The sequence below is a fragment of the Salinibacterium sp. M195 genome (genome assembly GCF_019443965.1).
Taxonomy (GTDB): domain Bacteria; phylum Actinomycetota; class Actinomycetes; order Actinomycetales; family Microbacteriaceae; genus Rhodoglobus.
Genome location: NZ_CP040814.1, coordinates 2,918,957 through 2,932,878 on the forward strand (window position 1 = coordinate 2,918,957; position 13,922 = coordinate 2,932,878).

The 13,922-nt window shown below is 60.0% G+C and carries 11 protein-coding genes; 4 read left to right on the plus strand and 7 right to left on the minus strand.

Annotated elements, in window-relative coordinates:
* Window positions 1-138 precede the first annotated feature (138 nt).
* From FFT87_RS13970 to lhgO, 3 genes are all read right to left on the minus strand, one after another.
* Window positions 139-1,137 (minus strand): ribonucleotide-diphosphate reductase subunit beta, encoded by a 999-nt coding sequence (locus FFT87_RS13970; protein ID WP_219949280.1) that lies wholly within the window; start codon window positions 1,135-1,137, stop codon window positions 139-141.
* Between the two features lie 79 nt (window positions 1,138-1,216).
* A complete protein-coding gene (locus FFT87_RS13975) occupies window positions 1,217-3,658 on the minus strand; it encodes a ribonucleoside-diphosphate reductase subunit alpha (RefSeq protein WP_219949281.1) in 2,442 nt (813 codons plus the stop codon).
* A 220-nt stretch (window positions 3,659-3,878) separates the two neighbouring features.
* Window positions 3,879-5,114 (minus strand): L-2-hydroxyglutarate oxidase, encoded by a 1,236-nt coding sequence (gene lhgO, locus FFT87_RS13980; RefSeq protein ID WP_370628558.1) that lies wholly within the window; start codon window positions 5,112-5,114, stop codon window positions 3,879-3,881.
* Between the two features lie 235 nt (window positions 5,115-5,349).
* Between lhgO and FFT87_RS13985 the strand changes: the two genes are divergently transcribed.
* The 4 genes from FFT87_RS13985 to FFT87_RS14000 are packed head-to-tail and all read left to right on the plus strand — an operon-like array spanning window position 5,350 to window position 9,140.
* Entirely contained in the window at window positions 5,350-5,922 is a 573-nt protein-coding gene (locus FFT87_RS13985; protein WP_219949282.1) for a hypothetical protein, read from the plus strand.
* A 4-nt stretch (window positions 5,923-5,926) separates the two neighbouring features.
* Window positions 5,927-7,204, plus strand: a complete 1,278-nt coding sequence (locus tag FFT87_RS13990) for an MFS transporter (RefSeq protein ID WP_219949283.1) — start codon at window positions 5,927-5,929, stop codon at window positions 7,202-7,204.
* Entirely contained in the window at window positions 7,201-8,214 is a 1,014-nt protein-coding gene (locus tag FFT87_RS13995; RefSeq protein WP_219949284.1) for a hypothetical protein, read from the plus strand. Before FFT87_RS13990 ends, FFT87_RS13995 begins: the two co-directional genes overlap by 4 nt.
* On the plus strand, window positions 8,211-9,140 hold the full coding sequence (locus FFT87_RS14000; protein ID WP_219949285.1) for a glycosyltransferase family 2 protein: 930 nt from the start codon (window positions 8,211-8,213) through the stop codon (window positions 9,138-9,140). Before FFT87_RS13995 ends, FFT87_RS14000 begins: the two co-directional genes overlap by 4 nt.
* 15 nt (window positions 9,141-9,155) lie before the next feature.
* On the opposite strand, the gene FFT87_RS14005 is transcribed toward FFT87_RS14000, so the two are convergent.
* From FFT87_RS14005 to FFT87_RS14020, 4 genes are all read right to left on the minus strand, one after another.
* The gene (locus FFT87_RS14005; RefSeq protein WP_219949286.1) at window positions 9,156-10,484 is read right to left on the minus strand and encodes an O-antigen ligase; all 1,329 of its coding nucleotides are present in this window, start codon (window positions 10,482-10,484) and stop codon (window positions 9,156-9,158) included.
* A 38-nt stretch (window positions 10,485-10,522) separates the two neighbouring features.
* Window positions 10,523-11,275 (minus strand): hypothetical protein, encoded by a 753-nt coding sequence (locus FFT87_RS14010; RefSeq protein WP_219949287.1) that lies wholly within the window; start codon window positions 11,273-11,275, stop codon window positions 10,523-10,525.
* Window positions 11,272-11,967: a hypothetical protein gene (locus tag FFT87_RS14015; RefSeq protein WP_219949288.1), complete on the minus strand. Its 696-nt coding sequence runs from the start codon at window positions 11,965-11,967 to the stop codon at window positions 11,272-11,274. Before FFT87_RS14015 ends, FFT87_RS14010 begins: the two co-directional genes overlap by 4 nt.
* Before the next feature lie 88 nt (window positions 11,968-12,055).
* Complete coding sequence (locus FFT87_RS14020) at window positions 12,056-13,654, minus strand: DUF4082 domain-containing protein (protein WP_219949289.1); 1,599 nt, start codon at window positions 13,652-13,654, stop codon at window positions 12,056-12,058.
* Window positions 13,655-13,922 lie beyond the last annotated feature (268 nt).

Genomic DNA, 13,922 nt, shown 5'->3' on the forward strand with positions numbered 1-13,922 from the left:
AGTAATTCTTACCGGAATGACAAGACCCCGCGGGACTGCTGATTTAACCGTCAGCGGTTGCTGGCGGGGTTTTTTCGTTAATTTATTATCAAATATTTGAGCAATTCGCTCACTCAGCGTTATGAGATAGGCACTACCTCACTCGACTTTGCCTTTAGTGGTTGCCGAAGCGTTGGCCTCATAGGAGGTGTTTGTCGACTCGAAGAAGTTCACGAGCTCGAGAGTGTCGTTGGCTGTTGCCATCCACTTCGCCGGGTTCGACACCTTGTAGTGCGCGTCGAATCCGAGCTCCTCAAGACGGCGATCAGCCAAGTACTTGACGTACTGGTTGATGTAGTTGGCGTTGAGGCCGAGGATGCCGCCGGGGAGAAGGTCGTGGTTGTAGGCCTCTTCCATCTCCACCGCATCCAAGATCATCTGGCGAATCTCGTCAGCGAACTCTTCCGTCAGAATCTCAGGGTTCTCTTCCATCACCGTGAGAATCAGGTTGATGCCGAACTTGAGGTGCAGACTCTCGTCGCGAACAACCCAGTCCATGAGCGAACCGAAGTTGCGCAGCAGGTTGCGCTGACGGAACGACAGAGCGACCATGAATCCCGAGTAGAACCAGATGCCTTCGAGCACGACGTTGTAGGCAACGAGGTTACGGATGAAGTCTTGCTTACCCTCGATGGTGTTGATGTCGAGGGTCTGCTCCGTCATGCGACGGATGTACTTCATCTCGAATTCTTCTTTGCGCGCCATCGACGGCACATCAACGTGAGAGTTGTAGGCCGCTTCACGGTCGATCGGGAAGGTTTCGAGAACGTACTCGAAGCTCATGCAGTGGTTTGCTTCTTCCCACATCTGCTTCGCGAGGTACAGCGAGCATTCTGCGGCCGAAACATACGGGTACACACCGAAAGCGAGCGCCTTGTTCACGAGGAGCTCGTTCGGGTTGAAGTAGCTCATGAGGAAGGTCACTGCGTGACGTTCTTCATCCGTCATCTTCTTGAAGTCGGCGATGTCTTCGCCCAGCTGGATCTCGTTAGGGAACCAGGTGTTGGCAACGGCCTGGTCATACAGGTCCATCGCCCACTGGTACTTGATCGGCTTCAGCAGCAGGCCGTCTTGCAGGCCCGTTCCTAGGATTCCCATTACTGGCAGCTATCGCACTGGAGGTCGTCCATGGGATCGACGGGTACGAAGTAGTCGTCTACGGTGTTTTCGCGGTTCATTATGAGTCTGCTTTCTTGGCGAATCCGCCGAAGCCTCGGCGTGCGGGTGCTGCGCCCGCGGTTGCTGATGTTGTTCCGGCAGTTGCTGCCTTGGTTGAGGAAATTTCTTCTGATTTGTTCACCTTGACGGTGGACTGCTCCGCCTGGTGGCGGGGCTTCATGTGCAGGTAGTAGGTGGTCTTGACTCCGCGAGACCACGCATCATGGTAAATGTCCATCATGTCGCCGAGGTCACGCGTCTCGAGGTACATGTTGCGGCTGATGGCCTGATCGATCCACTTCTGGGCCCGGGCAGCAACCTCAAGGAAGGCATACGGCGAGAGCTGGAAGCTCGTCTTGAAGACAGCCTTGATGTCGTCGGGGATTCCCTCAACGTTCTGGATGTCGCCCTGGCTGCGCAGAATCGCCTCGCGGTTCTTCTCCCACAGGCCGTGCTGCTGAAGAGTCTCTACGAGGTTGCGGTTCACTTCAAGGAACTTGCCGTTCGAGGTTGAGCGGCTGAAGATCTGCGAGAACTGCGGGTCAAGACCTGGCGTGGTGCCAGCAACAAGACCAATGGACGCGGTCGGGGCGATTGCCATGAGCGTTGCGTTACGCATGCCGCCCTTGACCTTCTCGCGCATGGCATCCCAGTCAAGCCGCGTCTTGCGGTTGACCTTGATTTCCATGCCACGATCTTCTTCAGTGAGCGCGATGGAGTCGAGCGGTACGAGACCCTCTGACCAACGGCTGCCTTCGAAGTTCGTGTACGAACCGCGCTCTTTAGCGAGCTCGGTGCTGGCATCGATCGCCGCGTAGGAGACGTGCTCCATGATTTCGTCGATGAGGTCGTAGGCCTCTTCGCTCTCGTAGCTGAAGCCGAGCTTTTCGATGATGTCGGTGAAGCCCATGACGCCAAGGCCGACCGCGCGGTTTTGCTCGTTGGAGAAGTCTGCCTCTTTCACGCTGGAGCGCGTGATGTCAATGAGGTTGTCGAGTTGGCGTACGGCCAGTCGAGCGCTCTCGGCGATCTTCACGAAGTCCACTCCACCTTCCGGCAGAAGGTGACGCGAGAGGTTGATCGACGCCAGGTTGCAGACAGAGACGTTGTCTTCGTCTTGCGGCAGCGTGATCTCGGTGCAGAGGTTCGAGAGGTGGATCGTTCCGGTGTTGTTGTTGAGCGCACGGTTGTTGATCGTGTCTTTGAAGGTCAACCACGGGTGGCTTGAGGTCTGCAATGAAATGAGGATCGACTTGAACTGCTCGCGAGCACCGATCTTCTTGAACATGTGCATTTCGCCGGCATCGGCCATCGCAACATATTCGTTGTAGCGCTTCGAGAATGCCTTGCCGTAGAGCTCGTTGAGGTCGGTGACTTCGAGCGGGTCGAAGAGGTACCACGCGTCGTCGTTCTGAACGCGCTTCATGAACTCGTCGCTGATCCACACGGCCGTGTTGGCGGTGCGAGTGCGGCGGTAGGGGTCGCCCGAGTTGCTGCGGAGTTCGAGGAACTCCGGGAAGTCCATGTGCCAGTTCTCCATGTAGAAGCACAGAGCGCCGAACTTCTTGCCACCACGGCTGACCGCACGCAAGATCGAATCGATCGTGTGCATGAATGGGATCGGACCGGTTGAGGTCGTGTTGTTCGAGCGGATGGGCGAACCCTGAGCGCGCAGCTTGGTGACCGAAAGGCCAATTCCGCCGGTGCCCTTGGTGAGCCACATGACATCGCGCGTCGTCTTCGCGATGTGCTCCATGTCGTCTTGCATTTCCATGACGAAGCAGTTGGCGAGCTGCGGGTAGATCGTTCCCGCGTTGACGAGAGTGGATCCGGCAGCCAAGTATTCGAGGCTGGACATTTTTTCGTAGAACTTGAGGGCTGCCTCGTTGGGGTTCGCCTCGTTGAGCGAGAGACCCATCGCGATGCGCATCCAGAAGTACTGCGGAACCTCAAGGGCGTCGCCGTTGCGACCCTTAATGCCGTAGCGGTTGTTGAGCGTCACAACACCGATGTACTTGAGAAGCTCATCGTGAGCGGGCTCAAGGTGCTCGGCGAGAGCATCCAAGTCGAACATGCTCGTGAGGCGAGGGTCGAGCAGACCTTCTTCAACACCACGGATGATGTTGGGACCAAAGTGCTCTTTGTGCAGGCGCTTGAGGTCAGCAGCGTCGATGTAGTCACCGAGAACGCGCTTGTAGATCGTCTTGAGGAGAAGACGCGCAGCGACAGTGTCGAAAGCGGGGTCATCTTTCACGTTTTGAAGGGCAACCTGGATGACGGCTTCGTCGAGCTGCTGCGTCGTGATGCCATCAAACAGCGTCAGTTCGAGCTCGGACGCGATCTGGGTTACCCACGTGATGTTGTCGTCAAGACCAGCCGCAGCATCTTCAATAGCGAGGTTGATCTTGTTTGCGTCGTACGGCTCTCGCTGACCGTTGCGCTTGACGACTGTAATTGCCACAAAAACTCCCTATATCCCCGTAAAACTAACAAATCCGCGACCCCCGGTGAAGCGGTTACACCACTATATATCGTGGGTACCGCAGGCCGCCAACCCTAGATGTAGTGGGCGTGTCCTCCACAGTTGTGGATAAGTTCACGGACTTTTCCACAGCCTATGGATAACCTCCGACACTCGAAAAGTCGCCCGAATTCTCGCGATTTTCTTCCGTTTTCGGCGACTACCCCACCCCGTCAAGAAGGAGTGTGGCGATCATGCGGCCAATCGGGATCGACGAAGTCGCGGCAGGAGACGGGGCATTGCCGACATGAATTTGCCTCGCCGTGCGCTCCACGTGGAAGTCTTCAATGAACGAACCATCGCGGCGGACCGCCTGGGCTCGGATCCCCGCCGAGCGCGTACCCAGATCGCTCAACGTCAGCGAGGGGGCGTACTTGTGGCATTCCCGCAGGTACCCAGACGCGAAGAGCGAGTTTCTCATCTCGATAGCCGCGGGGCGCACGTTATGAGCCGCCATCCGCCAGAAGCCGACATACGTGGCGAAATCGAACACATCTGACGGTCTAATCGAGCCGCGCGGATACCCCTCGCGCGCCCAGCCGAGCACCGCATTCGGGCCAACAGTGACTCGACCATCGATTGTCGGGCTGATGTGCACGCCGAGAAACGGCATCGACGGATCCGGCACCGGATAGATGAGGTGCTTCACGAAGTCGTGACGCTCAGCCGGAAGCTCGAAGTACTCTCCCCGGAACGGGACGATCCGAAAATCGATCGGAATTCCGGCAATCCTCGCCACGCGGTCGGCCTGAAGCCCGGCGCACGCAACCAATCTGCGCGCAGCCCGCTCTCCCCCAGCCGCGGTGCGGACTCGCACGGCACCGCCATCAAGCCCCTGCTCCTCGGCGATCGAAGTCACCTCCGTGTTGAAACGCAGCGTGACCCCCGCAGCGGTGAGCTCGTCGCACATTGCTGACGCGATCCGGCGGTAGTCGACGATCCCCGTCGTGGGAGAAAGCAGCGCAGCCACGCCCTGCACATTCGGTTCGAGCTCGGCGAGGGCCCCAGCACCGATCCGTTCGACAACGATCCTGTTCTCAATCGAGCGACGCTCCAAGTCATCGAGGCGTGCTCTCGAAGTCTCGTCAGTGGCGACGATGAGCTTGCCGACCAGCGAATGAGGGATGCCGTAGCGCTCGCAAAACTCCACCGTCTCGATCCGGCCCTGTCTGCAGAGTTCGGCCTTGAGCGATCCCGGCGCGTAATAGATGCCCGCGTGGATGACGCCCGAGTTGTGTCCACTCTGCGCCGTCGCGACATCTGCGGCCTTCTCGAGCACGGTGATGCGAGCATCCGGGACCTTCTCTATGATCGCCCGAGCAGTGGCAAGACCAACGAGTCCGGCGCCGATCACCAGATAGTCATCCATTCCCATCCGCACCTTTCGTGAGGCCACTCGAACAGATCACTTCCCCGTCGAGGCAATTGCGAATACGCTAGCATCCACGGAATCCTCGATTCCATCGCGGATGGCGCGACTGCGCACCATCCCGGTGAGAGCCCCGACCCGCCAACCCCGACAGGCACCCAGTGTCCACCCAACCCGCCCCACGCATCATCGACACCGCACCGGTGGATAGCGGGGAGCGCCTCGAACCGGGCGGCGAGCACGCGAAGGTCGAATCTCGCTGATGAAACCGACCATGCGGCTGCGACTTCCGTTCATCCTCACGGGTGTACTGGTGTTGCTCGCTGTCGCAGCGATCGGGGTATTTCTCGCCCTAGACAACACGGTGCAGACCACCGAACCAACCCCGGCATCGACCGCGTTCGGCGGTTCCGAAATTCCGCAGCCTACGGAAACACCGACCACCAAGCAATTGGGGATCGAGACCTCGCCGCTCATCACCGCCCCGCTGCCAGATTCGGCGAGAGCCGACGGCGAACTCGTAGCCGGGTTCCCGACGTCCGTCATCTCGCTTCCGCCGAGTTCCGAAGTCGTCAGCAGTGCGATCACCATCGAGGGCGATCGCATGCAGGCAACAGTCGTCGCAACAACCGACACCTCAGAAGACATGGTGCAGAGCTATTTCGCGGATGCCTTCACCGCCCTAGGGCTCCAAGGTTCTGACACGCCGGCCGCGTCTGGCACTACCGCAACGACCTGGTCGAACGGCACCGACAGCATCATCGTGGCCACGACGGCGGAAGGCGAAGTGACACGATTCAGCATCTTCGCGCTCTTCACCGCCGGAACGAGCTGACGCCGTGTATATCTCCCTCACCAATAAACCTGAAGATTCCGAAAACACTCCGAAGGGGACAAAGGCTGCCAACGGTGTCTCGTCGGTCGTCATCGCGCTCGGCGTCGTCAGCATGCTCACGGATATCTCTACAGAGTCTGTCTCTGCCATTCTTCCGCTCTATGTCACCGGGGTACTCGGGCTATCGACGGTGGCGTATGGCGTGCTCGACGGGCTCTACCAGGGCGTCAGCGCCTTCGTGAGAATCGGCGCTGGCTGGGCCGCCGATCGCGGGGACCAACCAAAGTGGGTTGCCTTCTTTGGGTACGGCCTGTCGGCCATTGCTCGCATCGTTCTGCTTTTTGCTTCTAGCTTCGGAGCGCTAGCCGCCGTGCTGACCGTCGACCGACTGGGCAAGGGCATCCGGACTGCTCCCCGGGACTCTCTCATCACCGCCGCATCACAACCCCAGAATCTCGCTGCCTCGTTTGGGGCGCACCGCGCCCTCGACAACACCGGGGCCGCGATCGGACCGCTGCTCGCGTTCGTCATCCTCTTGTTGATCCCGAACGGGTACAGCACCGTATTCGTCGTGTCGCTTGCGTTCGCTCTCGTTGGCGTTGCCGTGCTCGGAACCCTCGTGCCAAACCGAGGTTCGGGCACCCGCAGCGAGTCGGCCACAACCAACGTTCAACCCCGCAAGACCCGACGCCGCATCCGCTGGCGTGAACTGAACAACCCCGGACTCAAGCGCCTGCTTCTCGTGGCTGGCCTGCTCGGGATACTGACGATCGGCGATGGCTTCATCTATCTAGTGCTCCAAGACCGCAGTTCGTTTGCGGCGCAATACTTCCCTCTGCTGTACGTGGGGACCAACGTGGCCTTTCTCATTTTCGCGGTGCCAGTCGGCAAACTCGCCGACCGCTATGGTCGCGCACGCACCTTCGTTGTCGGCCACGTGTTGCTCCTCGCCGCGTACGTTTCAGCCTCACTGCCCGTCACCGGCGCCGCTATTACGATCCTCTGTCTCGTGCTGCTTGGCGGGTTCTACGCGGCAACCGACGGCCTCCTTGCCGTGCTTGCCACCCAATTCACCACCGCAGACACCCGGGCCACCTCGATCGCCGCCGCTCAAACGGTCGTCGCGCTCTCACGATTTGTCGCGGCGGCAGGGTTCGGCATCCTGTGGTTCGCGATCGGACGCGAACCAGCGATGATGCTCGTATCGATCGGCATCGCGATCGTGATCCCCATCGTCGCGATCATTCTTCGCGGCGCCAGACCATACCGGGCTGACGTATGACGTCACGGCAACGCATCATCCTGCTTAGTGCGATCTCAACGATTGCACTAATCGTCGTGCTCGTTTTCGGCACCCTCGCCTACCTTCGGTCGCAGACAGCGTTAACAACGCCGAGCTCGGTCTCGGTGATCCCCGTGACGAACTTCACGGGAGCACGAGTCGAGTTTCGTAACACCGCATCCGGGGAGGACTACGGCAAGGTGGCCAGCGTGCCACTCAGCGATGCAAGCGGCACCCGCTCGGTCTCCTCGCAATACTGCGATCGCGTCTACTCCACCCCTGAACTCACGATGTGCCTCACGACGGATGCCGGCATCGTGACCACCTGGAGCGCTCTGCAGTTCGGCACTACGGGCGCACAGGAGCAAAGCTGGTCGTTACCCGGTGTTCCCAGCCGCGCCCGGATCTCGCCAAGCTCGATACTGGTAGCCGAGACCTCTTTCGTGACCGGCATCTCATATGCCGGGGTTGGCTTCGCCACCGAGACAATAATCGCCACTTCCTCCGGCAAGAGCTATGGCAACATCGAACAATTCAGCCTGCTCGTGGACGGCGAGCAGGTCACGGCAGCGGATCGAAATATCTGGGGAGTAACCTTCGCCAATGATGACCGCCACTTCTACGCGACCGCAGCGAGCAACGGCAAAACTTGGCTCGTCTACGGAGATCTCGTCGACGAAACCCTCACCTCGGTTCGGGAAAACGCCGAGTGCCCGTCGCTCTCACCGGACGGCAGCCGGGTGGCCTATAAGAAAAACACCGGCACTCTCAATTCACCAGACTGGCGCATCGCGGTGCTCGATATGACGACGATGGTCGAGACGGTGCTTCCAGAGGAGCGCAGCGTCGATGACCAAGTCGAATGGCTTGACGACGCGACCGTGCTCTACGGACTCCCGCGCGCCGATGTCGTCGGTGATAGCGACGTGTGGAGCATCCCCACCGACGGTTCGGGCACGCCGACCCTGTTCATCCCGCACGCCTGGTCGCCCTCGGTGGTGCGCCCATGACAACGATGCCCAGAGTCGCGATTTGTGTCGTGACCTACAACAGCGCAGAGCTCATCGCCGACCTCGTCAGCTCGCTCGCGCCCGGTGCCGAGGGCGTCGCGTGGACTCTCGTCTTCGCCGATAACGCCTCAACCGACGACACACTAGCCGAAATCGAAACTCACGCTCCCCACTCGACCGTGGTGCGTAACGGCGGAAACCTCGGCTACGCGGCGGGGATAAACGCGGCAGTAGCCGCAGCGGGGCAGCAGGACGCGTACCTCATCCTCAATGCCGACGTGCGGCTCGATCCGGGATGCGTGCTTACTCTCTACGAAACTCTCGCTCCCGAGATCGGCATCGTTGTTCCACGGCTCACGGACGCCAACGGGGCGCTAATCTCTTCGTTGCGCCGCACTCCAACCGTGCTGCGTGCCTGGGGAGATGCACTTCTGGGCGCAGAGCGCGCTGGCCAGTTCTCGCGCCTGGGAGAGATTGTGACCGACCCCAATAACTATCTGAGCGAACACGCCACTGATTGGGCAGAGGGATCAACCCAGCTCATCAGCGCCGAATGTTGGAGCTCGTGCGGCCAGTGGGACGAGTCGTACTTTCTCTACTCTGAGGAGACCGAGTACGACCTGAGAGTGCGGGACTTCGGTTTAGTGACCTGGTACCAACCCCGCGCGAGCGCGGAACATCTCGAAGGAGGATCAGCGGGAAATCCACGGCAGTGGTCCCTGCTCATCGCCAATCGAATCAAGCACTTTGCCTCAGGGCACGGAAAGGCTTCTACCTTCGGATTTTGGTGCGCGACGCTGGTTCGAGAGGGCACCCGGTCATTGCTCGGGCGGCGCACAAGTCGGGCGGCGTTTCGCGACCTCATCACGCCTGCTCGGCTCCGCGAGCCTCGCGGGCCACAGTGGCTCGCCGACGTAAAACTCTAAGGTTTCGCGGGCGGCCTATGCCAGTGGTCTTCGCGGGGCGGTGAGCACGTCGTCGGCGAAGGTGAGCGACCTGACAGCCGCGCACAGTCCGACGATCAGGAAGAAAATTCCCCCTGACTGAGGGAATGACAGTCCGTCGAAGAAAGCGAACAGTACGGCGATATTGACCACAGATGCGGCAAGCGCATAACCGAGCAGTCTGATTCCCGGGTCGGTAGATCGTCGTCTGGCACCCAAGCCACTCCACATCGCCGCCAGGAATATGGCGGCAAAGGCGATAATGCCCAGCACGCCTAGCTCAATCGCAACCAGAACCCACTGATTATCGAAAATGTAGTACCGCGGCAGGAAGGTGCCGAAACCTGCTCCTACGATCGGCGATGCGGCGATGAAATCCGGAACTCGCGCCAGACCCCCCGTACGAGACTGTGTGCTCGGGTCATTCGATGCTCCGGCAAAAAGGTTCAAGGTCGTCGCAAGCAGGCCCGGTATCGCGATGACCGCCCCCGCGGCCAAGACAGCACCGCCAATGATGACGACAGCACGAAAGCGGCGAGGAAGCTCGGGGATCATTGTCATGGCAGCAACCGCGAACCCGATAATCGCGGAGCGCGACACCGCGATCAACGCGGAGAGCGAGATCAGAGCGACCGGGATCCACCAACCGAACTTGGCCTTCGTCTGCTCCCAATGAAATCCGCGCGAAACGGCGGCAGCGATGACAAGCGGAAGTGCCGCATTGAGCGCTGTCGCGTATTCGAGCGGGTGCGTCGCCGTTCCCGGAACTCGGGAGACTCCGCCGCGCTCGGAGACGTCGACGAAGGGCATGGTTATGCCGGGGATTTGTCCCACAAACTCGAGAAGGGAACTCTTGGTAATGAACTGTGCGAGGCCAAGCGCGGCCAGCAAGCCGGCAGCAATTCCGATGCGTCGCACAATTCTCTGAAGGTCGTTCGGGGTGCGGATTCCGTCAGCAGCGATCAGCAACACTCCGGCCCACGACATCAACCGGATGAGGGCAGTAAACGCCGGGCTCACTTGATCAGCCGGCTGGCCCCGAAAAATGGCCACCGCGAAGCTCACGAGAGCGACGACAATAAAGGCAAAATAGGCGAACCGGATGGGGTCGCGGAACGCGCGCATGTCGGTGACACGCGATTGGAGCTTTGCGACGACCCACCACACCAGCATGACGATGCCCCAGAGCATCGCTGGGCGTCCAAGCGATCCGAGCGAGCTGATGGCCGCGCTCGAGGGGATCGCGATCAACAACACCAAGTACACGGTCAACATGGTGACGGCGTGCCCACCGGCCCAGCCGTGCGCTTTCTGACTCAGCGGCACTGTTCGCGATCCTTGTTCGCGGTGAATGCTCACCGCGATCACCGCGAACGGCGAAGATATCGCGATCGTCTCGAAAGCGACTGGCGTGATGCTCGGCGATCTCGGCGGGTCCCGGCTCGCGTTTGCAGATTCTCGCGCTCGGTCGGGGCACCCTCTGTGGAGTCTCCGTGCTTCACATCCGCCTTGCGTTCCCGGCGTTTGCGGGAACCGAGACCCTCCACAAGCCCAGCGCTCAGCAGCGTGATCAACAGCATCCCCAGCGTGGCCCCACCGGCCACGAGCAATCTCGATTTTTGGACAAGGGTGCTGCGGCTGTCGACCGTGATCGATTCAATGCCGATGCGATTTCGTGCGGTGATCCCGCTCACATTCTGCAGGTTGCCGAGCACCTCTGTGGTTCGGTCCATGGTCGCCGCCAAGATCTTGCCAGCATCCGCATCACTCTTGGCTGTAACGGTGGTGAGAATTTGCGGGCCAGATGTCACCGGGTCTCGAGTGATGACGATCTCGGCGCCCGGATAATCCCGGACGAGGGCTTCTAACTCACGCTCAGAAGACATCGCGGTGACGACCACGTCGGACGCCTGCGAAAGCCCGCCAAGGTACAGATAGGGATTCCCCGCCTCAGGAATGCTCGCCACGCCAGGCAAGAGAAGCTGAGTCCCCACACGCTCATAGTCGGGCTCGATGACCTGCCACGCCCCAATAGCTACCGCTATCGACAGAATCAGCCCAGGTACGACGACGTACCACCGTCGCCAGAGAGCCCGCAGGGTGTCAGCAAGATTCATTGTTCCGACCCTTCATTCGCGGCTCGATGCAGCCCACGCCGCCCCGTGCGCACGTTCCGTCTAAAAATGGCCCTATCCAGAACAACCGCTGCCCAACCGCTCACGATGAGGGCCGCAAAGAGCAGCGCGGAGTACGCGGCAATCACCGCAGAACGCGAAGGAGAGACAGAGAAAATCTGCTTCGTCAGCAGCACGGGAGAAACCTTTATTCGGGAATCAGGGGCAGTAACGGCTGATTGTAGTTCGGCGGAAACCTGGTCGATTTTCGTCAACACGTCACTCTGCTCGCGAGCCACCCACTGCTCGGATGGCCCCACTATCTGAAGTACGAGCTCGGCCCGCTGATAGCTTGTCGACCACTGGTTTCCCGCATTCGGCAGAGAAACGAGCACACCCTCCCGAAGACCGGCTCCATAAATAGGGGCGTCATCCGTGGAGTATCGCGTCGGCGCTGTTCCATCGCTCACCCCGCGGGCAACGACTCCCGCGAAGGCAATAACGCTCAGATCGTCGAGACCGCTGTTGAGCGAGAGACTCGACTTATCTGGCAGGAGAAAGGACACAACCGTCCTTGAGGTGTAGAGGCCCCCGTTATCGTTCAGGAGATAGCCACCGACGACGGCGAGGATGAGACCGGCGGCAAGAACGTACCACCGGCGCAGCATGGCGAACCCTACCTCGCGTATGGTCATAGAATCGCTCCCACCCAGCCAGAGTAGCGCGTTAGCGCCTGCTCAGGCAGGGTGGGAGCGATCGTTATTTTGTGAGGTGGTGGGTGGGCTAGTTACCTTCGCCCGTACATCCGATCTTCTTCCCGGTGCTGACCGGCTGGCCAGCGGCGTCAAGCTTGACAACCTGAGCGTCGAACGCGGAGGTTACGGAGCAATTGACGTCGACCGGGCCATAGACCCAGCTGCCCTCAATGACATTCAGATTCTTAACCGGCCCCGGCATTCCACTTCGGAAGGGGTAGCCGCTCGATCCGCCAACGAGCAGACCATCGATATCCACCGCAGTGTTGCCCTGGTTCTTGGGGTAGAAGAACGGTGAGGTTCCGTAGCAGTCGTTGACGACATCCATGATGATTGTGGTGTTACGCACGGTGAGCTTGTCGCCGCCATAACCCTGGATACCGTCTCCGTGCCAGCCGTCAGTGCAGACGTCTGGCGACTTCACTCGGATGAACGAATCAGCAACCGTCACTGGTCCACAACCGATGTCTGATCCACCAACACGCAGCCCCTCAGGCACACCGTCAATGACGATGTTGCGCGCGGTGTAGCCACCAAACTGGATGACCGGGCTGTCATTGTCCCGAGTCGTACCGTTGGCGGTGAACTCCGAGTCTTCAATGAGCACGTTGGGGAAACAGGCCGGGCCGGCGCCATTGACGAGACTCGACCCCACGAACTGCACCCGGCGAACTGTCACGTTGGCAGCCTCGATGATGATCGTGCCGTTGGTGATGCGGAGATCCTCGACGACGGCTCCCGCCGTACGGACGTAGTAGTTTCCGTTGACCTGCTTGGTGGGCTGCCATCCGCTAGGAAGTCCAGCGCTGGTGCGAGTCGGGAATCCTGCTGTCGACGACGACGGTGGATCTGTCGGCGTCGGCGCTGGTGTTGTGGGTTCAGTCGGCGCTGGCACTGGTGTTGTGGGTTCAGTCGGCGCTGGCACTGGCGTCGTTGGCTCAGTTGGCGTCGGTGGTTCCGTGGGCGCTGGTGTTGGCGTCGTTGGTTCGGTGGGTGTGGGTGTCGTGCCCTCCCCTGCGCCACTGCCCTCAGCTGGCACGAAAGTCAGGTCAGCCCAGTACTGGCTCGAACGCCATTGCGAACGGGGGTGAGATCCCGACTGGGAATACGAGTAGACACCTGAATTGCTTCTGGAGACGTCAAGATGTTCCGACGAGGACTTGCCAGAGAAATTTTCGGTGGCTGCATAATAACCTCCGGCCGGAACGCGGTAGGAAACCACATATGAGGTGCCGGAAGTCAATGAAACCGGCTTCGACAGAGTGGCGGTTTGCCATCCGGAATCGCTCTCGTCGGTGAAGGTGACAGTAGCCATCTGGGTGCCATCGGCGTCCCAGATCGAACCGGTGTGTTTGCCGGTTACCCCTTTTACCTTGTAGAACCGGATAGCGGTCGCCTGACCGTCGACGGCGGGAATGAACGTGGTGCCGAGTTCGGCACCAAGAGGATCTGTATCGAGGGCGGCGCCTGTCGGCTTCGAATCACCCCAGATATTCGTAGAAGTTGCGGCTGACGCGTGGTCAGCAGTGCGAGCTACGGCTTGTCCGCTTAGCGAAACAGCCCCTGCGATGAGAAGGGCTGCCGTAACGAAGAACGCGATGATGGTGCGTGGCCTAGCAAACCTCATGACTGTAGTGCGTGGTCTAGTAAAGATCATGGGCACTGATAGTGGCACATTTTGCCCTTGCATTCAAGGTTCACAGGTGATATACAGGTCGCGCCTACCGGCAATCGTAGACAAACCCGGTAAGGTTCGCGGATTTTGCCTCGAGCACCAACTATCCGTCACTTTTGGCCGTAGCCCAATTTGCCTCGTTCGGGCCCCCAAAACGCCCTAGACTATTTGCGTAAAGACTGCAGCGCAGTCCGCCACTCGAAGATGAGTGCACCGATTC

What these genes read in the sequence shown, in the direction of transcription:
- FFT87_RS13970 (WP_219949280.1), bottom strand. Translation starts at nt 1,137, where the DNA reads ATGGGAATCCTAGGAACGGGCCTGCAAGACGGCCTGCTGCTGAAGCCG.
- FFT87_RS13985 (WP_219949282.1), top strand. Translation starts at nt 5,350, where the DNA reads ATGAAACCGACCATGCGGCTGCGACTTCCGTTCATCCTCACGGGTGTA.
- FFT87_RS13995 (WP_219949284.1), top strand. Translation starts at nt 7,201, where the DNA reads ATGACGTCACGGCAACGCATCATCCTGCTTAGTGCGATCTCAACGATT.
- FFT87_RS14000 (WP_219949285.1), top strand. Translation starts at nt 8,211, where the DNA reads ATGACAACGATGCCCAGAGTCGCGATTTGTGTCGTGACCTACAACAGC.
- FFT87_RS14010 (WP_219949287.1), bottom strand. Translation starts at nt 11,275, where the DNA reads ATGAATCTTGCTGACACCCTGCGGGCTCTCTGGCGACGGTGGTACGTC.
- FFT87_RS14015 (WP_219949288.1), bottom strand. Translation starts at nt 11,967, where the DNA reads ATGACCATACGCGAGGTAGGGTTCGCCATGCTGCGCCGGTGGTACGTT.
- FFT87_RS14020 (WP_219949289.1), bottom strand. Translation starts at nt 13,654, where the DNA reads ATGAGGTTTGCTAGGCCACGCACCATCATCGCGTTCTTCGTTACGGCA.